General features: G+C 35.7%; 26 protein-coding genes and 1 pseudogene. 15 read left to right on the top strand and 12 right to left on the bottom strand.

Annotation, left to right across the window (positions count from 1 at the left end):
• Position 1: 1 nt before the first annotated feature.
• The 3 genes from ACKXGU_RS01295 to ACKXGU_RS01285 are packed head-to-tail and all read right to left on the bottom strand — an operon-like array spanning position 2 to position 4,868.
• The gene (locus ACKXGU_RS01295; RefSeq protein WP_463466280.1) at positions 2-1,705 is read right to left on the bottom strand and encodes an LIC_10190 family membrane protein; all 1,704 of its coding nucleotides are present in this window, start codon (positions 1,703-1,705) and stop codon (positions 2-4) included.
• Positions 1,706-1,721: 16 nt separating this feature from the next.
• Positions 1,722-2,384, bottom strand: a complete 663-nt coding sequence (locus ACKXGU_RS01290) for an ABC transporter ATP-binding protein (protein WP_463466279.1) — start codon at positions 2,382-2,384, stop codon at positions 1,722-1,724.
• Positions 2,385-2,432: 48 nt separating this feature from the next.
• The gene (locus ACKXGU_RS01285) at positions 2,433-4,868 is read right to left on the bottom strand and encodes a DUF5916 domain-containing protein (protein ID WP_463466278.1); all 2,436 of its coding nucleotides are present in this window, start codon (positions 4,866-4,868) and stop codon (positions 2,433-2,435) included.
• Positions 4,869-5,065: 197 nt separating this feature from the next.
• Here ACKXGU_RS01285 and folE point away from each other — a divergent pair, with 197 nt between their 5' ends.
• Both folE and ACKXGU_RS01275 read left to right on the top strand, forming a co-directional pair.
• Positions 5,066-5,662 (top strand): GTP cyclohydrolase I FolE, encoded by a 597-nt coding sequence (gene folE / locus ACKXGU_RS01280; protein ID WP_463466277.1) that lies wholly within the window; start codon positions 5,066-5,068, stop codon positions 5,660-5,662.
• Between the two features lie 48 nt (positions 5,663-5,710).
• On the top strand, positions 5,711-5,992 hold the full coding sequence (locus ACKXGU_RS01275) for a hypothetical protein (RefSeq protein ID WP_463466276.1): 282 nt from the start codon (positions 5,711-5,713) through the stop codon (positions 5,990-5,992).
• Positions 5,993-6,025: 33 nt separating this feature from the next.
• Here ACKXGU_RS01275 and ACKXGU_RS01270 read toward each other — a convergent pair whose 3' ends face one another.
• From ACKXGU_RS01270 to ACKXGU_RS01235, 8 genes are all read right to left on the bottom strand, one after another.
• Positions 6,026-8,263, bottom strand: a complete 2,238-nt coding sequence (locus ACKXGU_RS01270; protein WP_463466275.1) for a TonB-dependent receptor — start codon at positions 8,261-8,263, stop codon at positions 6,026-6,028.
• Positions 8,264-8,304: 41 nt separating this feature from the next.
• Positions 8,305-8,637: a hypothetical protein gene (locus ACKXGU_RS01265; protein WP_463466274.1), complete on the bottom strand. Its 333-nt coding sequence runs from the start codon at positions 8,635-8,637 to the stop codon at positions 8,305-8,307.
• Positions 8,637-9,131 (bottom strand): DUF6787 family protein, encoded by a 495-nt coding sequence (locus ACKXGU_RS01260; protein ID WP_463466273.1) that lies wholly within the window; start codon positions 9,129-9,131, stop codon positions 8,637-8,639. Before ACKXGU_RS01260 ends, ACKXGU_RS01265 begins: the two co-directional genes overlap by 1 nt.
• A 26-nt stretch (positions 9,132-9,157) precedes the next feature.
• Complete coding sequence (locus tag ACKXGU_RS01255) at positions 9,158-9,592, bottom strand: DUF6146 family protein (protein WP_463466272.1); 435 nt, start codon at positions 9,590-9,592, stop codon at positions 9,158-9,160.
• Positions 9,593-9,708: 116 nt separating this feature from the next.
• Entirely contained in the window at positions 9,709-10,344 is a 636-nt protein-coding gene (locus ACKXGU_RS01250; RefSeq protein WP_463466271.1) for a DUF937 domain-containing protein, read from the bottom strand.
• A gap of 102 nt (positions 10,345-10,446) precedes the next feature.
• A complete protein-coding gene (locus ACKXGU_RS01245; RefSeq protein ID WP_463466270.1) occupies positions 10,447-11,409 on the bottom strand; it encodes a D-2-hydroxyacid dehydrogenase in 963 nt (320 codons plus the stop codon).
• A 31-nt stretch (positions 11,410-11,440) separates the two neighbouring features.
• Positions 11,441-12,502 carry a 3-phosphoserine/phosphohydroxythreonine transaminase gene (gene serC / locus ACKXGU_RS01240; protein WP_463466269.1) on the bottom strand — a complete coding sequence of 354 codons (1,062 nt, stop codon included), beginning with the start codon at positions 12,500-12,502 and terminating at the stop codon, positions 11,441-11,443.
• Between the two features lie 73 nt (positions 12,503-12,575).
• Positions 12,576-13,634 (bottom strand): acyl-CoA reductase, encoded by a 1,059-nt coding sequence (locus ACKXGU_RS01235; protein WP_463466268.1) that lies wholly within the window; start codon positions 13,632-13,634, stop codon positions 12,576-12,578.
• 76 nt (positions 13,635-13,710) lie between these two features.
• On the opposite strand from ACKXGU_RS01235, the gene ACKXGU_RS01230 reads away from it, so the two are divergent.
• From ACKXGU_RS01230 to ACKXGU_RS01175, 12 genes are all read left to right on the top strand, one after another.
• Positions 13,711-14,061, top strand: a complete 351-nt coding sequence (locus ACKXGU_RS01230) for a 4Fe-4S dicluster domain-containing protein (protein ID WP_463466267.1) — start codon at positions 13,711-13,713, stop codon at positions 14,059-14,061.
• 154 nt (positions 14,062-14,215) lie between these two features.
• Entirely contained in the window at positions 14,216-15,253 is a 1,038-nt protein-coding gene (locus ACKXGU_RS01225; protein WP_463466266.1) for a hypothetical protein, read from the top strand.
• A gap of 14 nt (positions 15,254-15,267) precedes the next feature.
• Complete coding sequence (locus tag ACKXGU_RS01220) at positions 15,268-16,014, top strand: DUF6090 family protein (RefSeq protein ID WP_463466265.1); 747 nt, start codon at positions 15,268-15,270, stop codon at positions 16,012-16,014.
• A gap of 25 nt (positions 16,015-16,039) precedes the next feature.
• Positions 16,040-16,816, top strand: a complete 777-nt coding sequence (locus tag ACKXGU_RS01215; RefSeq protein WP_463466264.1) for a DUF6090 family protein — start codon at positions 16,040-16,042, stop codon at positions 16,814-16,816.
• 116 nt (positions 16,817-16,932) lie between these two features.
• Positions 16,933-17,709: a DUF6090 family protein gene (locus ACKXGU_RS01210; RefSeq protein ID WP_463466263.1), complete on the top strand. Its 777-nt coding sequence runs from the start codon at positions 16,933-16,935 to the stop codon at positions 17,707-17,709.
• 122 nt (positions 17,710-17,831) lie between these two features.
• Positions 17,832-18,779: an alpha/beta fold hydrolase gene (locus ACKXGU_RS01205; protein ID WP_463466262.1), complete on the top strand. Its 948-nt coding sequence runs from the start codon at positions 17,832-17,834 to the stop codon at positions 18,777-18,779.
• Positions 18,780-18,900: 121 nt separating this feature from the next.
• Positions 18,901-20,037 (top strand): alpha/beta hydrolase family protein, encoded by a 1,137-nt coding sequence (locus ACKXGU_RS01200; RefSeq protein ID WP_463466261.1) that lies wholly within the window; start codon positions 18,901-18,903, stop codon positions 20,035-20,037.
• Positions 20,038-20,216: 179 nt separating this feature from the next.
• Positions 20,217-21,011: a cation efflux transmembrane domain-containing protein gene (locus ACKXGU_RS01195; RefSeq protein WP_463466260.1), complete on the top strand. Its 795-nt coding sequence runs from the start codon at positions 20,217-20,219 to the stop codon at positions 21,009-21,011.
• Between the two features lie 471 nt (positions 21,012-21,482).
• Positions 21,483-22,379, top strand: coding sequence for a hypothetical protein (locus ACKXGU_RS01190; RefSeq protein ID WP_463466259.1), 897 nt, complete (start codon positions 21,483-21,485; stop codon positions 22,377-22,379).
• 170 nt (positions 22,380-22,549) lie between these two features.
• A complete protein-coding gene (locus ACKXGU_RS01185; protein WP_463466258.1) occupies positions 22,550-23,065 on the top strand; it encodes a nuclear transport factor 2 family protein in 516 nt (171 codons plus the stop codon).
• Between the two features lie 347 nt (positions 23,066-23,412).
• Positions 23,413-24,051 (top strand): hypothetical protein, encoded by a 639-nt coding sequence (locus ACKXGU_RS01180; protein WP_463466257.1) that lies wholly within the window; start codon positions 23,413-23,415, stop codon positions 24,049-24,051.
• Positions 24,052-24,199: 148 nt separating this feature from the next.
• Positions 24,200-25,036: a DUF4886 domain-containing protein gene (locus tag ACKXGU_RS01175; protein ID WP_463466256.1), complete on the top strand. Its 837-nt coding sequence runs from the start codon at positions 24,200-24,202 to the stop codon at positions 25,034-25,036.
• A 61-nt stretch (positions 25,037-25,097) separates the two neighbouring features.
• Here the strand turns inward: ACKXGU_RS01175 and ACKXGU_RS01170 are convergent, their stop codons facing one another.
• The gene (locus ACKXGU_RS01170; protein WP_463466255.1) at positions 25,098-25,511 is read right to left on the bottom strand and encodes a hypothetical protein; all 414 of its coding nucleotides are present in this window, start codon (positions 25,509-25,511) and stop codon (positions 25,098-25,100) included.
• A gap of 254 nt (positions 25,512-25,765) precedes the next feature.
• On the opposite strand from ACKXGU_RS01170, the pseudogene ychF reads away from it, so the two are divergent.
• Positions 25,766-26,861, top strand: a pseudogene (ychF, locus tag ACKXGU_RS01165) (redox-regulated ATPase YchF).
• Positions 26,862-26,904: the final 43 nt, after the last annotated feature.

Genomic DNA, 26,904 nt, shown 5'->3' with positions numbered 1-26,904 from the left:
TTTATTGACTTTTTAAATTTTTAGAATAAAAACCATCTTTCAGGTTGTCTGAGAATTGCTGTGGAATAACATTAAAATAGGTTTTAAAATATTCTAACTGCTCCTGATTAACGGATGGCAGAGGAATGTTTCCAGTTCCCCAAAAGAAATCAATTTGTGAAGGTGTATGGAATTGGGTATTACCTTTTTGGATGATATTATAATCTGTTGGATATTTACTTAATCCAAAAGGTTCTATTAGATATTGAGTTGAAAATTGACTATGGACAACATGATGCTCATTATTGGTCAGCTGTTGGTTGTTTATGGCGAAAAATAGTGGCATGGCAGCCACAATAATGGAAAATACCAAAACAAATTTCAAGATTTTATCGTTGACTATCAAAAGTCTTAAAATCATGAGACCAAAAATCATCATAAATGGAAAAAAGAAGCGATACTGCGGTGATATCACAAATAATAATAGCATGTGCAGCATTCCTATAACATAGAAAATCCAATAGGCTTTTTTGTTATAAAACTTGAAAATGATAAATGGCATCATGATAAAAAGTAATATCATACCTGAATTAAAAATACCATGTAATCCTGGAGCAAGCAACCAGTTTTTAAGTTTTAGGCTCCATGAAGCCATTTCAAATGCTTCAGGCATCATGTTGTAACCATAGGCCTTACCATAAACGGTAAAATATGATGCAATATCACTTGGTAATCGCCAAGAAAAATCAAACAGACTCGGAATAGATAATGGGAACAAGGGATTCCCCGTAATGATGCTATTTTTAACCACTAACACCAAAAATACCAAAGTCGAAATTCCTAATACTGATTTTGTTTGATTATGTGTATAAACATAAAAACGTTTGTAAAGCAACACAGGAAGTAAAGCCAGAAGTAGGGCGGAAGGTTTAATAAAAATGGCAAAAAGTGTCAGTATGACAACCACTAGAAAGGAGTTCCTATCAAATTCATCATAACATTGGAAAAATTGATGCGTGATAACCAGTGTCAATACATAGATTGCTACATCTGGTGAAGGCGCACTGATAAATTGAAAAAAGAACACGTTCACTATTGGAAATAAAGCGATAATACCATCGGCTATGTTTAGTTTGTTTTTAAATGAAAAGTCATTCAAATGTGTAATTGCATAGTAATTACCCAATACTAGTATCAGGCCACTTAAATCATTGAAACGATCATATAAAAAACTAAAATTGAAGGCACTTTGAAGGATATGCCAACCAGATGTTTGCCCTAAAAATAAGTGTAGATTGACCAATCCTTTAACAAAGCCATATTCATTGAGCCATTTAATGGTTTGTATATAATAAGATTCATTGTCGATAATAAAAGGAGGAGAGGCGCATTGTGCTAAAATGAGTATGGTGATAAGTGTTAAAAGTACCTTGCTAAAAATTTTAAGTGACATAAACTGATTTATAGATAATTCGACATAATTAACTATAAACGATTTATTTACATAAAATAAAATACTGCAGATTAGAAATAAAAAAATATGAAATTGCCAATTGACAGACCAACCAATTGCCCAAATTGATGTGATTAAAGTAATCGTAAAAAAGCCAGAAATAATAGTAACAACAGGATGCGATTTTGTTATACCAAAAGCTTTTGCTGTACTAACACCAACAATGATAGAAATGGCTAGTATATAAATCCAGGAAAGTAAGATAAATAGCATGTACTAAATGTACTATTTAATTTAGAATCTTACCATCGACCATAGTCAATTTTCTATCAGCCATATTGGCTAAATCTTCATTATGGGTGACAATTACAAATGTTTGACCGTATTCATCTCGAAGCTTGAAGAACAGATTGTGCAGATTTTCAGCTGACTCACTATCTAAATTCCCTGAAGGTTCATCGGCAAAAATGATTTTTGGATTGTTAATCAAAGCTCTGGCAACAGCTACACGCTGTTGCTCGCCACCTGAAAGCTCGTTAGGTTTATGCTCGTATCGGTCTTTTAATCCCAGAAAATCCAGTAGTTCTTTAGCACGTTTTTCAGCCGCTTCTTTTTTAGTTTTTTTAATAAAAGCTGGAATACAAACATTTTCTAAAGCAGTAAATTCAGGCAATAACTGATGAAATTGGAATATAAAACCAATTTGGTCATTACGGAATTTAGCTAATGCTTTTTCATTTAAGGATCTGATATCAACATTGTTTAAAGAAAACGTTGTCTGGTTATCATATTTTGGTTTATCCAATGTTCCCAAAATTTGTAATAACGTGGTTTTTCCAGCGCCTGAAGCCCCTACAATCGATACAATTTCACCTGCCTTAATATCTAAATCAACACCCTTTAAAACGTGTAAATCGGAATAGTACTTATGAATATTTCTTGCTGTTATCATTTCAAATTAATGAATAAGCAATGTAATACTTTATAATTGGTCTTACAATCAGGAATCCGATTTCTTACGGAAGATTTTTTTAACATTGTTATAGTCAATAAAATACTGCACTTTCAATGAAAAAGTGTTTGAGATGGGTTGTTCAAATAATCGATCCAAACTATCAACATAACTGGCCTGTGATTCCTTATCAATATTGAATAATTGATTTCTATAAAGCGCCGTTATAAAGCTACCAGGTGCAAATTGCCAGGAATAGCTTAAATCTAAATTCCAAGTACTAAAATTGATGTTCGGATCTGATAAGCCTGCATCTTCAAAACTCGTTTGTGTTTCTTGTAATAGCCCATTTTCTTGAAGCAAATAAATATGATCTTCGTATTCAACAGTACTCCAATAGTTTCTGAATGTTAAACCAACAGTATGAAATGGATTAAAACTATAGCTGCCTGACAAGGTGTTAACCATTGTATAACGATCCCGTTGCCCAAATACAATTTCGTCATTCATCATGTTAGCATAACCTCTGTCTTTTCTGATATCATCCACACTAAATGAGTACACAATTAACATTTTATCATTAAATCGAAATCTCGGGCTCACACTGTACCAAATATTATCAGTATCTCGGTTGTCTTCGAAAAAGGTTGCACCACCAATATTGGCATCAATAGCGAACTTTTTATTATAGTTTGATGAAATCCAAAAGTTTCCATTAAACCTATTTTCAAAAATAAAATAACGTCCATCTACGCGTGGTTCAAAATAATCATATTGTTTTCCAGGTTGAAAATTGACGTTACCACCAAAACTGTGCAAAGATTTTAAATTTCCCCAAGCGCCAAATCCCACGCTATTGCCCGTATAAGTGCTTGGATTTGCTAAACGTCTATATTCGTACCAAGCCTCAACAGTATAGTTGTTAAATTTTCCAGTAGGCTCAAAAGTGCGGTATCTAATATTACCTCCAAAATTGCTGAAATTATTTCGGTATAGCAGTCCTAAATCATTGATATCATAGGTGTCATCGGCATATTCATGACCAATCCAGTATTGTAAATTGCCATATACCTTACTAAATTCTATTTCGTAACTGTAGCCTGTTTCAGTACCTGTTTCTTTATTAACATTACTCATTTTAGCTTCAATTCCAAGGCTATACGTGTTCTTTTTGGTTGTTAAATCTGCCAAAACACCAGTAACATTGGCATCCCTAAAATGACCGTTTCTGGTAACATTGGTATTGATAATGCCTACCGATGAGTTTTGGTTGAACTGTTGGTCGACAACCAAAATATTGTAATTAGTAAAAGGTTCAACAACAGCACTACGTATTTCTCCAGTATTCGTGTTTCTGATTTTGGTACTTGTTTTTTCGGTGATGGCATTAAAAATACCAGCACCAAATCCCTTTTTGGTTCTCCCAGATACTTTTATGGCGTTTAAAACTTTAACCGCATCAGGGTATTCTACAAACTCTTCATCACTGGTGATATCACCATCACCTGTTGGGCTACTTCCGACACGCCTTGAAAAAAATAAATTTCCTTTGGTAAACAAGTCAACACCTTCTGTAAAAAATTGACGCTGCTCCGAAAAGGTTTGCTCAAAAGGTCCTAAATTCAAAACAACATTGTCGAAACCAGCCTGACTAAAATCAGGGATTAGGGTGGCGTCCAATGTAAAGTTTTCCGTGATACCATATTTCACATCCATTCCCGCATTAAATTGAGTTTCGGTTTCTCCATCATACGAATTCACAATGCCTGAAACAAAAGGATAAAATGTCAGTCGGGTAGGTGGATCAATATTTTCAATACCGTTTAACTCGCCATTGTAAATACCAATATTACCTTTGGATACATCCACAGGACTCCAGGTATATTGCGAACGGTCACGTCTAAAATGTCTGTGAATATTCATACCCCAGGTTTGTACTTCCTGATTGGAGAAACGCAATGTTCTATAGGGTAATTTCATTTCAACAATCCAACCATCTTCCACAATTTTTACAGCACTATCCCAAACGGCATTCCACCCAAAATCTTCACCTATACTTGGTGATTCCAGGGCATCTGCTTGAGTTCCGGAACTAAAAACAAAAAACTCGGTATTGTTTTGACCATCATTGTTCGGATTTAATATGAAACCAAAAAAATCAGATTGGCCAAAATTATCGCGACTAGTGAATTGTCGCATGATTTTAGAAGGGTCATCATACAAATAGGCACCAACATAAATGGCATCATCATCATAGGTTATTTTAACAACTGTACGAGTTTCTGTTGTTTCCTTTATGCCCATTTCTGGACGAAATTGCACAAAGTCTTTGGCTTCTTCAACACCTTCCCATGCAGTATCATCTAAAACACCATCTATTTTGGGCGGGTCGCTTACGCGCTTAATATTTAAGCTTTTCTTTTCTTGAGAAAACGTTATGCTAGAAAATAACATAACGATCAAAAGGAATATTAGTTTTTTCATAAAAAGTGATTGGTCTCGTTTTGATTGATGGTATAAAGACAACAGAAAAAATCTATTGTTACAGAATACCTAACAAATCTAATGGGCTTTGGCAGTTTTATTTCCCAACTAAAAGTTAAAAACAGGCTAAATTTGTTAAGGTTTTGGTAAAATCAAAGACAAACAAATTTTCACTACATTTATCAAAAACACCAACTATGCCATACAGAAAATTTGAGGAGTACAATATGCAGGTTACTGATGACGTTAAAGACCGCTATAAAAAAATCATTCAGGATTTGGGAGAAGATGTTGAACGTGATGGTTTACAAAAAACACCTGAACGCGCGTCTAAAGCCATGCAGTTTTTGACCCAAGGCTATCATCAAGATGCTGCTGCCATTCTAAAAAGTGCCATGTTTAAGGAATCCTACAATGAAATGGTGATTGTAAAGGACATTGAGTTATATTCCTTGTGTGAACATCATATTTTGCCATTCTTTGGGAAAGCCCATATAGCTTACATTCCTAACGGACATATTGTTGGATTAAGTAAAATTCCGCGAATAGTTGATGTTTTTGCGAGAAGATTACAGGTTCAGGAGCGATTGACGGAACAGATTTTGGATTGCATCAATGACACCTTAAAACCACAAGGTGTTGCCGTAGTTATTGAAGCTGCTCATATGTGCATGATGATGCGAGGCGTGCAAAAACAAAACTCGGTAACAACTACATCGGGTTTTAGAGGGCAGTTTGAGAAAATTGAAACCCGTAATGAATTCTTGAAGTTGATAAGCGACAAATTTTCGTGATTTTATCTTTGGTATATTTCTTGCTGCTATAAAATAAATAACACAACGATGAATTTAAATAATTTAAGCAAAAACAAAAAGTTGGCATTGAGTATTCTGTTCGATGCTATCGGCTTCATTACCATTATAGATATTATCTGGGCACCACTGTCTGCCTATTTTATGACCAAGATGTATGCTGGTAATAAGGGAAAGGCGGCAGGTGTTCTTTCCTTCATTGAAGAAATTATCCCTGGATTGGATATTATTCCCACATTCACAATCATGTGGTTATATACTTATGTTTTCAGCAAAGAAAAGACAGTGATTCCAGTTGAAATAAACGATTAAAAAAATCCCTTTCAGTTTGAAAGGGATTTTTATTTACAGATTATAAGTAAGTCCAATACTGATATTTCTACCCATATTGAAAATGCCATCAGGTTTTAATCTTGACAAATGGCTGATATAATTCTTATCGGTTAAGTTTGTTCCAGCTATGGAAATTGATAAATCATTGTGGAACAAACTTATGGTACTTCCAAATCCAGCACTCAATAAACTGTAACTTCCTGTAGCTGTTTCAAATGTACCCACATTATTTTGACTAAAAGTCGATTGTAACTTCACAAAAGCATACGTTTGTTTTAATTTTTTGGAATCAAATTCTACACGAATGGTATTGTTAATGCTATTGGCTGGAATAAGCGGAAGATAATTTCCTGCTTTTAGTTTTCCAGTCACCGATTCAAAACTACTTTCAAAATGTAGCCAATCCAGGGGATGTGGATGTAAGTGGAATCCAATTTCGCCACCATAGAGATAGGCATCATTTTGTACATAATTAAATACCGGTTCACTATCTATTTCAGTTCCGTCTGGCTCAAGATAAATATAATCATTGACCAAATTATAGAATCCATTGACAAAGAATTCAATATGTTCGCTTTTGTATTCTAAAGCCAAGTCGGTTTGATAGTTTTGTTCATAGGTCAAATTGCTATTACCAATTTCGTAGCGATTGGTTCCATGATGTACACCATCAGAAGTTAATTCAGCTAAATTAGGTGCTCTAAACCCAGAAGCAAGATTTAATCGAGCTGTGATATGATCAAACAAGCTCGTTTTAAATCCTAGAGCCCCATTGAAGCTATTAAAATTCAACCTTTCCCCACCATCAATATCTAGCCATCTATTATCAAAGCGAGCGCCTAATTGCACATCAAAATTTTCAAAATGGATATGGGACATAGCAAATACACCGAAGTCATTGGTTGTAGCATTCGGAATTAATTCCTCCTCACCATAGTTGGTATTGGTTTGATACATACCTTGCACACCAACAATAGTCTCAAATTTTCCCATAATGGGTAAGTGATACTTAACATCATAATTGGCCGTTTGAAGCTTCATGTTTAATGCAGCTTCTTCGGCTACATGTTCTTCATGTTCCTCTTCATGGTCTTCTTCAGTTTCATCATGTGGTTCAAAACCATGTTCATGTTCATCTTCAAACTCTTGTCTATTGTTATAAATATATCCCAAGTTAATTTCTAATTTCGAATTTGTAAAAAACACTTTGGACTTGGAACTGAAAATATGGTTTGTGATATCTTGATAGGGTAGCAGTGGACTTTTATCCTTTGATTGCAAACCGATTTCTTCTGGGATTCCCAATTTAGAATGGTTGACATTATAACGAAATTCGGTTTTGAATTTGGTCGATTGATAACCCAATCCAGCTTTAAAATCCTGCTCTTGAAATCGTGTATTGGTTACACGATAATCAGCGGTATTATAATCTGAATGAGCCGCTAAACTCCCACGGAATAAAAACTTAAAGGCATCACCAGATGATTTGTAACCCAAACTGGTATTATAACCTTCTGTGTTTGAGAAATAATTTAGATTGACACTACCAGATTGGTCATTGGCATCTGCAAATCGTTCTGGATTGATGTATAATACACCTCCAAGGGCATCGCTACCATAAAGCAGCGAAGCAGGACCTTTAATAACTTCGATACTTTCAACACCAGCGTCACTCAAACCCAAACCATGTTCGCTGCCAAACTGTTGGTTTTCTAAACGAACACCTTGCGTGTATACCAAAACTCTGTTAGAGCTTAAACCTCGAATTACAGGCTTACTAATACTCAAACCAGTACTCACAGCATTCACACCAGCAATATTGGTGATACCATCAGCAAGGGTTACAGATCCAGATGAACGTAATTCACTAACTGTTTTATGTTCCACTTTCATAACATTATCGCTTTGAAGTTTATGAAATGGCGTTGATATTATAACCGCTTCCATTTCAATAGCTGATGGCGTCAGTACAATGTTTAATGCTTCATTTAGCGGCATGTTGACATTTATGGATTTTGTTTCATAACCTATAAATGAACAAACTAACGTATGGGAACCAGAAGGTATACCTTCAATAACGAAGTTACCGGAATCGTCTGTAATAGCTCCTTTTTCCAAATGCGGTATGTATAAGTTTACGTATGATAAACTGTCTCCAGTTTCGGCATCCGTAACAATGCCTTGAATAGTATTTTGTCCAAATGCCATACCAACACAGGACAAAAAACATAAATATAATATGGTTTTCATGTAAAATATTTAATAGTTAAAAATGTAATCTAAACTTGTGTTTAACTATTAAATGGCGGGCCACGAAGGGAGCATTGTAAGCGTTGATACTCACTGATAAACTGGTACTGGGATTCCGTAATACCATGATTATCTTCAATATTAATGAAATCAACATTTTTAAATTTGTGTACGAATTGATTGGCAATCTTAAACTTATAGAATTCACAGTCCAGATCTAATGTATGAATGTGAACCGATGATTTATTGGTACACACTTCATGCTTATGGTCTTCAAACACATGAGCTAATTTGACCGCAGAAGGCACCAAAAGACTCACAACCAACAAAAATGATAGTGTGATAATAATTTTATGCGGTTTGTCCTTATGCATTAATCTAAAAAGCGTTTAAATCCCATTCTGCGTAACATCTTCTTTTCAAATTCCCAAAAAAACTGAAACTGACCAAATACCCAACCAAAAAATACCAGAAGGATTTGGTAGAAAATGAGGCCAATAATAATGAATAATATCCAATAAACAATGGGGTTTAAATTTTCCTTAGTTATTCCCAGTAATTTAATAATGGGTCTACCAACATACAGCGAAGACGTTCCCGTAAAGGCAAAAACAATAAATATACGTATCATTTCCCAGCGATAATCCACTACCCATTTGTGCTCCAGTTTTTTGAATATGAAAAGGGTCAATCGCAACAATAAAAAATAAATAACGATAGAAAGCCCTATGGTTATGGACGTATGCCATTCTTTTGTAAATGCGAGAGCTATTTTATAAGAACTATAAGCTAAAATCAATATACCTAAAAGCGGAAAGAGTAGTTGCCAATTCTTGGTTATTTGCCAGCGCGCTTTGAATTTCTCCATCGTTCAATTTTGCGTGCAAAGATAACTTAAAATCTAGGATTATGTCCTGTTAAATTTTGTCTATATTTTTCTTCAAAGAATACAAAATAATGATAAAGTATATAATTGACTTCAAAGCCATAGTCAATTCCTTGTTCATAGTTGATTGGCATTTCATACAGATTCGAATTATAACTCGTGCTGATGACACGTCGGTTCCATTCTGTAACGTATTGGATGTTTCTGGTTTCTAAATAGGATTGATTATAGAATGATCTAGGTCTGGCTCTGCGAGCCATCCATGAATCAAAACCAACTTCTATAATGATAACCTCATATTCAATAGAATCATTCGCAATACGAATGGTGTCTTGCGCTTCAGAAGCATCTGAAATATCTTTATGAGAGTTTGTAGATACATCCTTGGTTTTACAACTGGCAATTGTAATGATGATTAGTAAAATATAAATGACATTTTTCATAAGACAACTTTTACTAAAAATACAAAAAATCCTGTTTTTTAAGGATTGAAAAACAGGATTTAACAAAAAAGCCAAACCGTTTCAGGTTTGGCTCTATCATAAAAAACATAAAATAGTTATTTTCCGAAAAGACCTCCTAAAAGGCCACCTAGTCCGCCTTTCTTTTTGGCACCACCTAGCACCATTCCAGCAACATCATCAACGATACTACCATCGCCATCAGCATCCAGTATTTGCTCTAAAAAGCTTTGTTCTTGTCTGGCATCATTACCACCTAATAATCCACCAAGCATACCGCTTAAATCATTGGCAGAGCTCACATTGTTTTGGCGACTTTGCTTTCCTAAAACACCCATTAAAATAGGCGCAGCTACTTGCAGTATTTGAGCTACGGAACCAGCATCAACACCCGATTTTTCGCCGATTATTTTTTCAACACCTTGTTTTTTAGAACCTAAAACATGACCCAAAATTTTATTACCGTCAGTCATGACAGAACTATCAACACCACCACTGAATAAACCACCCAGATTATCCAAAATACTGCCGTCGTGTTTGTTGTTTAGTGCACCCATTAAACCTTCAGCACCTTGAGGGGTAGAGGCGTTACGTTTCATGGCTGCCATCAATACTGGTAAGGCCATGGTCAACACATCAGCGGTTTTGTTTGTTGGCTGATTGGTTTGCCCAGAAACACCACTAATAATGGTTTTTCCAAGGTCACTGTTTAATAAATCTAAAATTCCTGACATGATTTTTATTTTAAGTTAAGAAGCTACTGATAGTAGTTATTCGATTAGACACAAGTTACTGAAAAAAGTCACCAATTTCTAATTTTTAATAATAACAGTTTGTTAAGCTTCTTGAACTTTTAGCAGGCTAATAATTTGCGACGCTAACTCCGTACCAATACGATCTTGAGCTTCGTTAGTGGCTGCACCAATATGTGGTGTTAAAGAAATACGTCCGTTCATTAATACCTGGATAGCTGGTTTGGGTTCTTCCTCAAAGGTATCCAAGCCTGCAAATGATACTTTGCCGGATTCTATGGCTTTTATCAAAGCCACTTCATCTATGACGCCACCACGTGCGGCATTAATAATACCCACACCTTCTTTCATCATTTCGAATTGCTTCTCACCGATCACATAATCTTCCTGAGCAGGAACATGTAGTGTGATGAAATCCGAATGCTTAATAACATCTTTCATGGGTTCAGTTTCGATTTCTACGTTGATATATTGTCCATTGTAGAATTCCACTTTAATATCGGCTTTACCAACAAATTTATCGGTAGCAATAACCTTCATACCAATACCTAAAGCTATTTTGGCAACCTCCCGACCAATACGGCCAAAGCCAATGATACCTAGTGTCTTGCCACGAAGTTCTACGCCTTTGGCATAGTTCTTTTTAAGGGATTTGAACTGGGTATCACCATCCAATGGCATATTTCTATTGGAATCATGTAAAAAACGAGCACCACCAAATAAGTGCGCAAAAACCAACTCGGCAACAGATTGCGATGAAGCTGCTGGTGTGTTAATGACATGAATGCCCTTACTACGGGCATATTCTACATCAATATTGTCCATGCCAACACCTCCACGGCCAATAATTTTTAAGGACTCACAGTTATCTATAATATCCTGACGTACTTTGGTAGCACTACGCACCAACAATACGGAGATTCTATTCTCATTGATGAAATTAATTAATTGTTCTTGTGCAACCGTAGTGGTTAATACTTCAAATCCGCCTGATTCCAATGCTTCAATACCACTTTTTGAAATGCCGTCGTTTGCTAATACTTTCATTAAAACTTGATTTTTATATATTATCGTTTTGTTATGCTTTACGCTCCAACTCACTCATGACATCTACCAAAACACCCACACTTTCCAAAGGTAGTGCATTGTACATAGATGCTCGGTAACCACCCACGCTTCTGTGACCGTTTAACCCGTTGATACCCGCTTCTTTTACCATGGTTTCAAAGGTTTCCTTTAAATCTTCGTTTGCCAACGTAAAGGTTGCGTTCATGGTTGAACGGTCTTCTTTAGTTGCAAAGCCTTTGAATAATGGGTTTAAGTCGATTTCAGAATATATCAATTGCGCTTTTTTATCATTCTCCTTTTCAATGGCTGAAATACCACCTAAATTTTTAAGCCACTCCATGGTCAACATCGAAACATAAACCGCAAATACAGGTGGTGTATTAAACATACTACTTTTACCAATGTGTACCTTGTAATCCATCATCGATGGAATTTTACGAGACACCTTTCCTAAAACATCTTCACGAACCACCACCAAGGTTGTTCCGGCAGGACCCATATTCTTTTGGGCACCAGCATAAATAATGTCAAATTTGCTAAAATCCAATTGACGAGAGAAAATATCGCTACTCATATCACATACCATCGGAATCTCACATTCTGGGAAACTCTTCATTTGCGTTCCAAAAATGGTGTTGTTAGAGGTGCAGTGAAAATAATCGTAGTCAGTTGGAATATCATATCCTTTCGGGATGTAATTGTAATTGGCATCTTTAGAAGATGCTACCTCATAAATATCATCATAAATACGCGCTTCCTTAATGGCATTGTTGCTCCAGGTACCCGTGTTTAAATAACCCGCACGTTTTTCTAACATATTCAATGCTACCATTAAAAATTGGGTACTGGCACCACCTTGTAAAAATAAGGCTTTATAACCTTTCCCTTCCAATCCCAATAACTCTAGGGCCAGGGCTCGTGCATTTTCCATAACATCCACAAAAGGTTTACTTCTGTGTGAGATTTCTATCAAGGATAGTCCGTTGTCAAAATCAAGTATGGCTTCAGAAGCTTTTAACATCACTTCTTTAGGTAAAATGCATGGTCCTGCACTAAAATTATGTCTTTTCATGGTGAGTTTTTTAATATGCACAAAGGTGCTAAATTCTCATAAAATAGGCGTTAATAAATTGATAATTTATCAACTATATTTTTAACAAAAATGCAATAGTATCCACACCATCGGCATAATCCCAAAGCTGCGGATTTTGGGTTTCTCCAAAAGGCACTTCGGTTGGCAAAACATCTTTGGAAACCACACATTGAATGTGGTGTGAATCAGCTTCCAGTTTTTGTTGTAACTGGTCAATATCGTCATAGTATTCGTAGAAAACCGTAGCAATGGGCGAGGCGTAGCTGGCATCTTCCTTGATCATTAAAAAGCCATTTTCCAGCATGTCAAATTCACTCATTAAATACACGGCTTTGTTATAGTCGTAATTGTTAGAATATTTGGTCTGCTCAATAATGGGATGCCAATGATATAGGCCTTGAAAAAACCTATCAAAATTGTATTCATTAGGAACGAATAGTTTGGATACATTTCGACAGCCTAAACCGTAATATCGAAATATATCTTCAGAAAGATTCTGAAAGTCTTGGTCTGTTTCATTACCGGTTAGAATAGCAACCGAATTTCGGTTTTTTCTAATAATGGACGGTTTCCCTCTGAAGTAATATTCAAAATAACGCGCTGTGTTATCGCTTCCTGTGGCAATAACCGCATCAAAATTTTCCAGTTTGTCTTTGGTGAATTGTATACGTCCCTTAAATTCGGGTTCAACATACTCCAGATACTTCGCCAAAAAGGGTAGTAGCTGCTGGTCGTTAGACGATTGCTTTACCAAAACGTTGTGTCCCGAAATCAACACCGATAAAAAATCATGAAAGCCCACCAAAGGAATGTTTCCAGCCATAATAATGGCAACTCGTTTAGGCTCTATAATGTTAAAGTCATAATTTGAAAGCCATTGGTTTAGATTGCTTTCAGTCAGCGCATTAGCCCAGTTGTTAAAAGCAAACACGATGTTGTCCGTATTAAACCAGCCATTGTGTTCTTCAGCTAGTTTTATTTGGTGTTTAAAGCCATCAAAAAAGAGATCATTATATAACACATCCTCGATTTTGGTGAAATTAGGCTTATTAAATTGCCTTAAAAAATCACCTAATTTTACGAATGCATCAATTCTTTTTTGTAAATCCATAGTTCATTTGGTTATGAATGGTTTTGGCTTTATTTTTGCACTCGCAAAAGTACGCAAACTAAAACGAAAAATTACTATGGCAATTATAATAACAGACGAATGTATTAACTGTGGCGCATGTGAGCCGGAATGCCCAAATACGGCTATTTATGAAGGTGCTGATGATTGGCGTTATAACGATGGTACCAGTCTGTCAGGAGATATTGTACTGCCTGACGGAAAAGCCGTAAATGCCGACGATGCCCAGGAACCCATTAGTGACGAGATTTACTACATTGTCCCAGATAAGTGTACCGAGTGTAAAGGTTTCCATGAAGAACCACAATGTGCCGCTGTATGCCCAGTGGACTGCTGTGTACCGGACGACGATCATGTAGAAAGCGAAGAAACCTTATTGGGCAAACAACGCTTTATGCATCCAGATTAATACAGTTAGCAATTAAAATAAAGAAAACCTCAAGCAAATAGCTTGGGGTTTTTTATTTACAGGCTTTAATAAAATCTTTTTCCTAAATTAGTCAACAAACTCATTATGAACAAATAAACAAATCCACACCATCAAATAGACAACCAGCCAACCCATGATAAAATTCTTTAGAAAAATCCGCCAAAACTTACTTTCAGAAGGTAAAACAGGCAAATACCTAAAATATGCCATTGGCGAGATTATTCTGGTAGTTATAGGAATCCTGATAGCATTACAGATAAACATTAGGAACGAAAACCGGAAATTAAATAATGAAATCGATAATTTATTAAATGTTTTTGAAAATGAATTAAGGCACAATATTGCAGAGAGCAATCAATTAATTAGACGAGGCTATTATAAAGATTCAGTTATCACAAAATATGTAAACAATACATTAACAAAAGAAGACCTATTAAGGCATCAATCCATTTTTAATTTCCAAACCAACACAAAAGACTTTAATAACGATAATCTTGATAAGCTCATTGAACTTGAAAAGGACTTGCCCGAAAAGTACAAATCACTGGTTCCTGAACTTAAGGGATTAAAAAAAAGGATTGAGTCCCAGCGCCTATGGGAAGCTATGGTGATTGATTTAGCCTTTGAAAGGCAAAAGGAAAACGCCGACCAGTTGCCATGGCTTAATGCAAGCGATTCATTATCAATAGCTGAAGGTATTAATTACTATTTAACCAATCCAATTTTTAAAAACAAAATATTGCATTTCAATGAATATGATTTGAATGAAAACACTTTTGACGCGTCCATAGTTAGGAATAAATGTGTTACCCTTTTATGGTCGCTAAAAAATATTCGGGGAACGGAAAATACTTCCATTGAACAATTTTTAACGGAATTAGACTTGATTCCTTTTCAGTCACAAGACTGTCAGGTTTCATTAGAAACAAATAAAATTTATGATTTTAGAGTACTCTCCATTTTTTACAATAATACGGAAGATGTTGTATTCTACAATTATTTAGACTTGAATGGAAATATATTGAATCAAACCCCAAGGAGTTTAGAACCCAAGTCTTTTAGTATTAGAGGATTGAGAATTGGCAGAAATAGGTACATCCAGACTTTAGAAAACGATTCATGCAAAAAATTATATCGTAGAGTTAACGAAGACTATCTTATGTTTAATTAATTAGCAACCAAGCCATGATTAAATTCTTTAGAAAGATTAGACAAAACTTACTTTCAGAAAACAAAACAGGCAAACCTGCCTTGCCGGCAGGCAGGTACCTGAAATATGCTATTGGCGAAATCATTCTGGTGGTTATAGGGATTTTAATTGCACTTCAGATTAATAATTGGAATAATGATAGAAATGACAGAAAGTTAGAAAAGCACTATTTGGCAGGACTTATTAATGATCTTAAATCAGACTCTATCGCTGTTAGTGATCTCAAGACAATGTCAAATGAGCAAGTTCGAAGAAAAGAAAAATTGTTCGAGTATTTTGATGGATATCAGTTTTCCAAAGATTCTATTGCTTACTTCTTTGCAATGCAATGGGGAATGCCTGTTGGATTTGTGCCAAATACTGCCACAATTGACGAAATGAGGAGTGCTGGTGGAATTAGTTTGATTGGAAAACAAGATATTAGAAAGAAAATTATTGAACTGTATAATACTTACCAAGAGTTTATAAATGGTGACCAAGCATACTATGAACGTAATAGGTTCGAGTTGAGAAAATTGGCATTCAAAATTCCCAACGTATTTGATAAAGAGTCATTGAAAAATGCAATTGAACCAGACATAGTAGATGCATTAAAAAATGATGAATTAAGGAATAGCGTTATGGCTAATTACGCCTTTGGTGTAAATAATGAACTAAAAGTTTTACAAGAAAAAAATGCGGAATTACTAAAACTATTGACTATGTATCTATCTGACCTCTAAAAAATAACGAAACCATAAACATCCCATGATTAAATTCTTTAGAAAGATTAGACAAAATTTACTGTCAGAAGGAAAAACAGGCAAATACCTGAAATACGCCATTGGCGAAATTATACTTGTTGTTATAGGTATTCTAATTGCACTCCAAATCAATAACTGGAATGAAAATAGGAAACTAAAAATAAGAGAAGTCCAAATTTACACCGAACTAAAAAACGACTTACTACAAACCAAAAGTAATATAGAGGAAACCATTACAAAGCATAAAAAGGTAATAGAAGTCAATCAACAATTAATATTTGCCATTCATGATAAAAAACCATATTCCGATACCATTTACAACCTATTTACAGAATCCAGTGACGACTTTCAAATCATTCCCAAAACAAGTGCCTTTGAAAACCTCAAAAACATGGGGTTAAACACGTTGTCTAATGATAGTCTGCGCAGTACCATTACCAATTTATTTCAACTGGATCTCAAACGCTTGGAAAATGAACTGGAAATTAAAGATACCAATTTCGATTTTAGAAAAAGCTTATATCCATTTCAGGACAAATATCTATTTGCTGATACGTCTGACACGATGCACTTGGGCTTTAAACATACCGATACCATCATGGTCTACAAATTAAAAGTAAAAAACTATGAGCAGTTTTTAAATGACAACGACCTGCTAAAAACCCTACAAGTCATACTATTCACAAGAAGCATAAAAGTGAATGAAGAAACAAAGACCATCGAAAAAATAGAAGCAGTCATTAAAAGCATTGATGATGAATTGAAAGTTAACCATCATTAACCCATGATAAAACTCTTTAAAAATACAAAAACTGTCATGTCGAGCGCAGTCGAGACATCTCACTATGAGATTTCTCAATCGTCACTTCGTTTCCTCATGTCGAAATGACAAACAAAATGATAAAATTCTTTAGGCGAATACGTCAAAACTTACTTTCAGAAAACAAAACAGGCAAGTACCTAAAATATGCCATAGGAGAGATTGTGCTTGTTGTTATAGGTATTCTAATTGCACTTCAAATTAACAACTGGAATGAAAAGGAAAAACTAAAAGTAGAAGAAGTCAAGTTTCTAAAAAACTTCAAGCAGAGCCTAATTGCTGATATGGATTTTAATAATTTTAGGTTTGACAAATACGCGCTTACTAAAGAATCCATTTCTTTTTTGATAAATTATATTGAACAAGATTTACCCTATCAAAATTCCTTGAAATACCATTTTGGAAGAATTACACAAACCTGGACGCCTAAAATAAATACAGAAGTATTTGAAGCCTTAAAATCAAACGACTTAAACCTCATTTCCAATGATGAATTGAGAGATAAACTAATCAGCTATTATTCTTGGTCCAGCAATGTATTGGACGAGTCAACCAGAATCTACGTTAAAAGAATTGAAGATGCGAACTCAACCATCTTTAATACCCGATTCAATGCATTGTGGAATGGAAACTATGAAAAATATCGAACTACCAAAAATTTTGACGATTTAAAGCTAGAAATGATCCCTAATAACTATGATGAACTTAAAACCGATAATGAGTTTATGTATTTTCTTCGTAGTTTAAAAAATCAATTTTATTGGGATGTAGAAGCACGCCAGAATGACATTAGAGAAAAGATTAATGATTTAATAAAGTCAATCGACAAAGAACTGAATGTTAATCAAAATTAACTAACACTCGCCTTAATCACCAAACCAGACTGGTTTCCAATATTTTACTAACTTTAGTGGAATAATCATAATAGTGTTTATCCAACCGTTGGCAACAATTAAAGCCAAAAACACATCGTAATATGAAAGCACGTATATTTAATGTTATACTTCAAATTTCACTAATACTGAATATTTTATTGTTTTCAAGTTCAGTTTTGGCCCAAACAGAATTAAAAGAAGGCATTCAATTTGTAAATATTGATGGTTATAAATTTGAAGTAAAACTACAAGGCAAACAACATCTTGCAAAAGGAATTCCAGTAGTTGTATTTGAGGCTGGTATTGGTGGTGGTAGTAATTTAAAAAAGAATTCATGGACTGCTGTATTAGACTCAATTGCAGAATTTGCTCCGGTCTTCAGTTATTCACATTCTGGTTTAGGCAATTCAGAATGGAATGGCATTGAACCCACACCAAGAAACATAGCCACAACACTTCATAAACTATTAGAGAAATTAGAATTGCCTAAGCCTTATGTAATGGTAGGACATTCTTGGGGAGGTGTTTTAATAAGAGCCTTTGGAGGGTACTATCCAGAAGATGTCAAAGCTTTGGTTTATGTAGAACCCGATAATTTTATGGCAGAGCCGGGTGAAGGCGATGAATCCTTTGTTAAAAGGGGTATGGATCCAAAAGAAGTTGATAAGTTTGATAGAGCAGGTTTCGCAGTATTTTTAAAAATGACAAAAGCATCTGAAGGTCTAATTGCCGAATCCAAAGCACTTGAAAATTATTGGGGTCAGAGAGTTGCTGATAGAGATCTTGGCCCACATCCTGAAAAACCAATGGTTTTGTTATTAGGAACTAAAGGATTTCCAAGTTATCCACCAACACCAGAGGGTCTAATAAAACCTTGGGATGATGATGACCTCTGGTTTGAAGCTCACATTGAAAAAAGAATGAATACGTTTAGTAAATGGCCTTTAATGTTTAAAAATTGTCTTGTAATCATTTCATCAAAAGCTTGGCATCATTTTCAAAAAGATGAACCAGAATTGGTAATCAATACTGTTAAGAATATGCTATAATATAAAGTAAACTGTTGCCAACTCCCAATTAATCACCAAACCAAATTGATTTCCAATATTTTACTAACTTTAGAGGAATAAACACTATGGTGTGTATGCAATACATCTAAAACAATACTCTATGAAAAATATACTATTTCTAATGGCTTTAATGCTATTAGGAAGTTGTATCGATAAATCAAAAAAAGATACCTCTGACACAGCTGCTTATTATCGAAATACACCGCTAAAGTCACCAATTCCCTATAAAAGTGAAAACATTGAATTTAAAAATGTTGAAGATAGTATCATACTAAAAGGTACACTAACATATCCAGACACCAAATCAAAATCATATCCAGCTGTTGTGCTCATTCATGGATATGGAAGGCATGATCGTGATAATACTAACTACGGCCATAAATCATTTCTGGCCATGGCCGATTATTTTGGTAGACATGGCATTGCTGTATTGCGCTATGATAAGCGTGGTTCCGCAGAGTCTGGAGGCAATTTTGATAAAGCTACTTATGATGATTTCGCGTCAGACGGATGGAGTGCAATCCAATACCTAAAAAATAGAAAGGACATTGATTTTAATATAATTGGACCTGCAGGACATAGTGAGGGAGGGTCCGTAGTACCAATCATGGCTTCTAAATACAAGTTGGATTATTTAATTCTTCTTGCAGCAGTAGGATTACCATATCCAGTCTCCGATAGTTTATATTCTAGCAGTATAGCAAAGGCAAGAGGATATTCCGAGAAGCAAATAATTCGGGAAGCTCAAGTTAATGATACGTTGATTTCCCTGGCCTTAAATATGGAATTAGGACAAGCCCTAGATGATTCCATTTATAATGTAGCCTACCGTAACCGTAAAGACCTCTCGTGGTTAAACGGACTGGAAGGGGAGAACCTAGATGAAGAAATCAGGATTGAATACATAGAATATTACGGCAGACCATCATTTAAAAAGTTTTGGGAAGGACCAACGCCAGAAGTGTACCTAAAGCAGGTTACATGTCCAGTACTATCAATTGGCGGTAGCCTAGACTTAAATGTGCCTGGCGCTCCTAATGTGGCTGCCATTGACCAAATTCTAAAAGAAGCCGGAAATACCCAGGTTACCTCTAAACTCATTCCCAATATCAACCACAATCTACAACCAGCAAAAACAGGATTACCCGAAGAATCGGAACATATAGAAATAACCATGGCACCAGAAGTCCTGATACTGATGAAAGATTTTATTCTAAAACAGGCAAACAAAGATTAATTCAATTTACCTAGCGCAAATTACCATCCTAACCCATTAATCTTATCATCCTGAACCTGTTTAACTACGTTGAATCTTCGATTTCAGCATCTCACAGTAGATAAGTAATAACAACAAAAAGAAATATATTTATACTCATATAACAAGTTGTGGCTAATGTTGGAAAACCAAGAAATTGAATGAACAAAACAATATTTGAGATTACAAAAATGGATTGTCCATCGGAAGAAAATCTAATCCGAATGAAACTGGACGGAATTTCAAGTATTGTAAATTTACACTTTGACATTCCCAACCGAAAACTGACCGTTTTTCACCGCGGACATATAGACCTAATCGAACAGTCCCTTCTCGAACTGGATTTAGGCGGAAAGAAAATCTCGACCGAACAAACCGACCAATCGGAATTTACCGAAAGCTCTAACCAGAAAAAACTACTCTGGTCAGTACTCGGAATAAATTTCGCCTTTTTCCTAATCGAAATGACAACAGGAATAATCTCAAAATCAATGGGATTGGTTGCTGACAGTTTAGACATGCTTGCGGACAGTTTCGTTTACGGAATTAGTTTGTTTGCGGTTGGCGGAACTCTGACAAGAAAAAAACGGATTGCCAAACTTGCTGGATATTTTCAAATAACATTAGCTCTTATTGGATTTATGGAAGTATTAAGAAGATTTTTTGGAGACGAAAAACTTCCCGATTTCTCAACAATGATTGTCGTCTCAATTTTTGCACTTATAGCAAATAGCATTTGTCTTTACATTTTGCAAAAGTCAAAGAGCAAAGAAGAGGCACACATGAAAGCAAGTATGATTTTTACATCAAACGATGTGATTATCAATTTAGGAGTCATAATCGCAGGAGTTTTGGTAAATTGGTTAAGTTCAAATAAACCTGATTTGATTATTGGAACAATCGTATTTGTTTTGGTAATTCAAGGAGCATTTAGAATATTAAAATTGAGTAAATAAAAAGCACTAATACAATACTTAAATCACAGATTGCTTTCAGTCTCCTAACTTCAATCATCAACAAATAACCAAATCCACGAATCCACAAAACCCCTTTCATCGACTAAAAACGCACTTAATCGTATAAAAATAACACTTTATCGATAAAAAGTCTTGTTTATATCAAAATCATTTTCTATATTCGATTCATTATAAGACAATTAATAGCAAAAATCATTGTCAGTTCACCTACCTTTCTGCAGACAGGTATCAAGAACATCAACCACTAAAATCCAGACCGTCAGAGTCTGGAAAAATTCTCTCCCTAAAGATTAGTTAATAGCAATCCAGACCGTAAGCGTCTGGACTAAAAACTAATACCTAAAAACTACCCACTAACAGAAGCCCTGCATGGCCGTGGCATGGGCAATCTGTATAAAAACTGGAAAGCGGCCAAACCCAAATCAATAATAACTTAAAACAAGAAAAGTTATGCAAACAAAAGTAAAAAACGGTTCCAAGTCGCACACAGCGGATGAACTAATTAACCAAGTGGCACAATTGCCAAAACAACTATTGGAAAAACACAACATCCAATTATTAACTCCGACCGCCAGCGTCGGAGCCAACAAAGCCTCGACCAAGAGTGTCGAAAAGCTCACCAGAGCCCGAACCGCCACCTATTACGAAACCGGTATGGCGCTCAACATCACCCACGGTATTCAGGTGGTAGACTACCTGATAACCTATGGTACGGATTACAACCCCAGTAATCCCGCTATTGCCGTGGCAAACCTGCAAACCATGAACACCACAGGGCAAGACCTCTTGGACAACGCCCGACTAAAAATGCAGGACAAAAAAATCACCATTCAAGCCCGTCAAGATATGTATGGCGACCTCAAAACACTGGCCACACGCATCCTAAACGAGCTAGAAGCCTCGGGCGCACCACAGGCAACCATAGACAATGCCAGGCACTATGTACAAAAAATCCGTGGGCAACGTATCATCAAGATAGATCCGGACAGCACCGCAAACCACGTGAGTGCCAGCCAGACCTCCTTTACCGAGCAGATACAGCACCTCACGGACCTCATTAATGTGCTAACACCCTGCACCCAGTATCAGCCCAATATCCCGGAGCTGCAACTCACCGCACTGGTAGCCAAGCGCGATGCAATGAAAACCACCAACAATGCCGTAAGCACCACACAAGCCGTATGGAGTACCGCACGTGTAGAGCGCAACAAGTTCTTTAACGAACCCGTAACAGGCTATGTAGATACTTTTATGGCCGTCAAGCGCGCTGTAAAAGCCATCTTTGGTGCCAGCAGCCCGCAGTACCGCCAGATAAGTGGTTTAAGTTTTAAGCGCCTTCGCGATTAACTGCAAACCACAAACGGGTAGGGGAAACCCAACCAAAACTAAAAACCACGAATACTTATGTTCGTGGTTTTTTTATATCTCATGGTTAGCAATTAATTTAATATATTAGTGCTATAAGCTGGATATAATCAATGATGATATCCAATTAAAACCATAAATAAACAACCAAAATGAAAAAATTTGTAATCAGTATTTTAAGCATTATCGCCATTGGAATAAGTGCTTGCACTAATAATCAAAAGCAAGAATTAACCGAAACAGATAAAGAAACTATCAAAAAAGAACTCAAAGAACGCGTTCATGAAATAATTGAAGCTAGTGAAAATAGAGATGTAGAAACACTAGGAGATATCTACTGGAACAATGAAGATTTTATTAGCGTTAGAGAATCAAACGTTACCAATTACCAGCAGTATATGCAGGGAGAAAAAGAGTTTTTTCAAGCAATAAATTCAATAAAATTCAATCAAGGAACTTTTGATTATCGAATTCTTAATCACGATATGGCACTCTTAATTTACAAAGGAACTGCAAAAATTGATTTTGTTGAAGGTCCAAATATGAATCTGGATGCATTTACGGCTTCCTTACTCTTTCGAAAAATAGACAACGTTTGGAAAGCAGTTTACTCAAACGAATATGCAGTATTCAATCCAGTAGTTCAGGACTCAACAGTAACAGATTAATAAAGCAACAGGGTTAGGTATCCATAAGCGTAGTGAAGCTATCTAATTGTCGATAAGTTCAACAAACAGATTACTTCAGTCGTGTCTCCATCGTAATGACCATCACCTTGTCATCCTGTCCCGTTCAATCCCGATAGCCATCGTCGGGACCGTTAGCGTCGGGAGATTCAGAAATCGAAGATTCAGCGAAGCTAATCTAAAAATTTTTATAACTTATTCGATATTTACCAACCCAGCACATAAATAATCATAATACAAGCTAGGTTTGTAAGAATTTTAATTATTTTTAGAGGGATAAACATAATGGGAATAAACGCAATTGCGTTTATCCAATTGTTGCCACACATTTGAGAAAAATCAAGTACATATCAGTAATTTTATTGAGTATTATAGCAGTTATACTTCTGTTGGCGTTTGTTACGAATAATAAACTGAAAGGAACTTGGATCGGTGCATATAATACATATCCAGAAATGGAATTAAATATGGCGAATGAACGGATAATGACATTTGGCAATTATTCTTATATAGAAAAAGGCCCAAAATATGAACTGACAAAAAACAGAAAAGGTTTTTACTTAAAGACTCTAAATCTAATCAAATCGGAATTAAATACTTACGAAATAATCGGAATTGAAAATGATTCACTTAAAGTAAAATCAAAACAGTACGAACCTGGTTTCCGAACATTTCATAGAATAAGTGACTCACTTAAAAACAGTCAGAAAATAAATATTATTGGAAAAAGATTTCTATTTGGTAATGGAAAAGAAACTGATACGATTTATTTTAAGAATGATTCCATATTTGAAAGTTCTACTTACAAATTAAATTTACGTTGGGAATTGATTGAGCAGAGTGGATTTCAATTTCTCTTTATCGAAGAATTTTTACCTTTTGTTATTATAAAACAAAATGAGAATAGAATTGAATTGAAAAGGTTTGAAAAGCCAAATGACAATTATAAATTGACTGAATTAAAATAATAAAAACGTGTGGCAACAACGTGTATAATTAATGGCTAGTTCTCGACTACTTACGAAAATCCTCGCGGATTTTCTATTCGGTTTTCATTTGCCAAATTAAGTGATAAAACACGCCACTAATCATACACAAAACCGTTACCTATAATTTATGAAAAACATTCAGCTAATCATTTTAGCCTTTATAATTATCAGTTGTAAATCACGTCAAAGTCAATCATCTGAACAGCTGAATGTATTGTTTATTGGAAACAGTTTGACTTATTTCTACGATATGCCTCAAACGCTTCAAAAGATGTTGGACGAAACCAATCCGAATATCAAAATTGACCAAATGACCAATCCTGGACAATCTTTATCTGGACATTTGTCCGACATCGTAACCTCAAGAACAGAAAACGGAATTAGTGTTCGGAAAAAAGAAGATGGCGAAATCACGGAAACGGAAATAAAGTTAAAAGAAAAAAAATGGGACATTATTATACTACAAACTGGAACTGTAAGTGTACTAATTCCCGAAAACAGAGAAATAAAGGTAAATAAAGCGGTTTCAGATATCAAAGATTTGGTAGATAATCCAAATTGCGAATTTATATTGTTCAATACTTGGCCTTCAAAAAAGGAATATCCAAAACAATATTGCTATCCATCAAGAATGATTGACAAATCAATTGAAAAGGATAAATGTTGTTCGCCTATGATTGAGAGTTTAGAACAAGAAATTAAACTAATTAATGAATCTTATACTTTGGTTGCGGATAAAAATGAAATCAAGAAATCTGACAATGGAACGAAATTCTACAAAATTCTGACCGAACATCCAGAAATTGAACTTTACGATGATGATAGTCATCCGAATGCGAACGGTTCATTTTTAAATGCTTGTGTCTTCTATCAAATGCTGACTAACAAAAAAGCATCTGACTTGAAATTCAATGGAGAAATTGAACCAAAAACAGCGGAATTATTAAAAAAAATAGCGAAATAAAAACTACAGGTAACAACGGCTATAGTTCCTTTAGACTTGCATAATAAAAAAGGTAGTAACTTTAGGATTGACCATGTTCTAATTTAGATTGGCTATGTTCCACTTTTGATTGGCCATGTTCCACTTTTGATTGACCATGTTCTACTTTTGATTGGTCATGTTCCACTTTTGATTGGTCATGTTCCACCTTTGATTGGCTATGTTCCACTTTTGATTGACCATGTTCCACTCTTGATTGACCATGTTCCACTTTTGATTGACCATGTTCCACTTTTGATTGGTCATGTTCCACTTTTGATTGACCATGTTCTACTTTTGATTGAGTATGTTCCACCTTTGATTGGTCATGTTCAACTTTTGATTGACCTTGTTCTACCCTTGATTGACCATGTTCCACCTTTGATTGGGTATGTTCCACTTTAGATTGAACATGTTCTACTTTTGATTGACCATTCCAGACTTTTTGACAATTCACCACAAAACCAAATAAGCAAATAACCTAATCAACAGTTTCCCGTCATCCGTCACCATTCTTCGGTCTTCACTTAAAAACTAAACTTTTTGTTTCCACTAACGCCAAGGATAATTATATTTGCACCCTGTTAAACGCATGATGTAGTCGTTTACTTGTCACCTTGAGCGGTAGTCGAAAGGTCTCTAAAAATTCCCGTTATTTATCGGGAAATGATGTTTAATTAAAAAAGATTCCCGTTTTCACGGGAAATAGATATGAAAGCAGGTATTGTCGGGTTACCAAACGTGGGAAAGTCCACATTGTTCAATTGTTTAAGCAATGCCAAAGCGCAAAGTGCCAACTTTCCGTTTTGTACCATCGAGCCCAATATTGGTGTGGTAAACGTACCAGACCCCAGACTTCAAAAACTGGAAGAACTGGTAAAACCAGAGCGTGTAATCCCTGCAACCGTAGAGATTGTTGATATTGCCGGCTTGGTAAAGGGTGCCAGTAAAGGCGAGGGGCTGGGCAACCAGTTCTTGGCAAACATCCGCGAGACCGATGCCATTCTACACGTGTTGCGTTGCTTTGATAACGACAATATTGTGCATGTAGATGGTAGCGTAAACCCTATACGCGACAAGGAAACCATTGATATGGAATTGCAGTTAAAAGACTTGGAAACCGTAGACAAGAAAACTCGATAAAGTAAAACGTGCTGCCAAAACAGGTAATAAAGATGCCCAAAAGGAAGAAGCGGTTTTGTTACAAATAAAAGCTGGTTTAGAAGCCGGGAAATCGGTTCGTTCGTTGGAGTTTTCAGAAGATGATGATAGAGATTTTGTAAAACCAGCACAGTTCATTACCGATAAGCCCGTTATGTACGTGTGTAATGTAGATGAAGGTTCGGCAGTGTCAGGCAACAGCTATGTAGAAACCGTTCGCGAAGCCGTTAAGGACGAGCAAGCCGAAGTATTGGTGTTGGCCGTTGGTACCGAAGCCGATATTAATGAATTGGACGACTACGAAGAGCGCCAGATGTTTTTAGCGGATATTGGTTTAGATGAACCTGGATCAGCCAAACTGATTCGTGGTGCCTATAAACTATTGAATCAGCAAACCTATTTCACGGCAGGTGTGAAGGAAGTCCGCGCTTGGACGGTTGATGTGGGAGCCACAGCACCACAAGCAGCAGGCGTTATCCACACCGATTTTGAAAAGGGTTTTATCCGTGCCGAAGTAATTGCCTATAATGATTACGTGCAATACGGAAGCGAAAGCAAAGTAAAAGAAGCTGGTAAAATGCGTGTAGAAGGAAAAAATTACATCGTAAAAGATGGCGATGTCATGCATTTCCTGTTTAACGTGTAGCAATCAAAAAAATACGACTCAAAAAGCCAATGTTCTCAACAAT

This window comes from Hanstruepera sp. CR43, from assembly GCF_055227665.1.
This window is presented reverse-complemented; position numbering and strand designations above follow the sequence as displayed.